Origin of the sequence: Colwellia sp. MB3u-4 (genome assembly GCF_014077065.1) — a bacterium.
GTDB lineage: Bacteria > Pseudomonadota > Gammaproteobacteria > Enterobacterales > Alteromonadaceae > Cognaticolwellia.
Genome location: NZ_JACGVE010000030.1, coordinates 1 through 816 on the forward strand (window position 1 = coordinate 1; position 816 = coordinate 816).

The window sequence follows — 816 nt, forward strand, 5'->3', positions numbered from 1 at the left end:
AGCGACAATAGCGACATGGCCCCACCTGATCCCATTCCGAACTCAGAAGTGAAACGTGTTAGCGCCGATGGTAGTGTGGGAGTTCCCATGTGAGAGTAGGACATTGCTAGGCTTCTATTTAGAGAGACCCGTAGCTGATGCTACGGGTTTTTTGCTTTCTGGCATTTAATAAATAAAGCTTGAGTTAGCTTGATACAATATAAAAGGTTACAAAGCGTTAAGAAAACCCTCCAACCTCAATCAATAGCTGGTTTTGAATATTTTATACTAATTGGCTCCACTAAGTTTCCACATTATTAAACCTCTAGGACACAGCTCAATCGCTGTTTTTACGTTGAGAAGAGCGCGTTCTATGTTGGATCACATAATTCAATAATATCGTTGTAGCCCTTGTAGTATTTATTACTAAGTCCATTTTCGCGTAACCGTTGCTAGACCTGTTCTATTAGACTTAACTTTGGTGATGGGGTACTAGTTTATTAACTCATAAATTATCAATTTTTTCTGTTTTTGCACATTTTCTGTTTTGCACAATAGTACAAAGTTGATTTTTTGCCGCATGCTCATTTAAATCTGTTGTGTTTAAAATCGCGCAATTAAGAGCCAATAAAATTGTTCAATATTTTTAATTTTACACTGCTAATATTTATCTAATACCAATTTGATTAATTAACTTCCCACTTTTATCCAATCTCTAGAGCAAAGATCTATCACCCTAGATGCATCTGAAACAAAAATATTCCAGGCTCGACTACATTCATTAACAATATCTTCATATCCACTAAAACATCTGTTCGCTAATTCATTTTGCCTCAG

1 rRNA gene and 1 pseudogene are annotated in these 816 nt (G+C 35.9%); one reads left to right on the forward strand and one right to left on the reverse strand.

The annotated features are described in order from the left end of the window. Positions 1-112 (forward strand): 5S ribosomal RNA (gene rrf, locus H4J61_RS00210); the annotation flags it as partial. Between the two features lie 557 nt (positions 113-669). On the opposite strand, the pseudogene H4J61_RS00215 reads toward rrf, so the two are convergent. Next, positions 670-816 (reverse strand): annotated as a pseudogene (locus H4J61_RS00215) (IS630 family transposase); the annotation flags it as partial.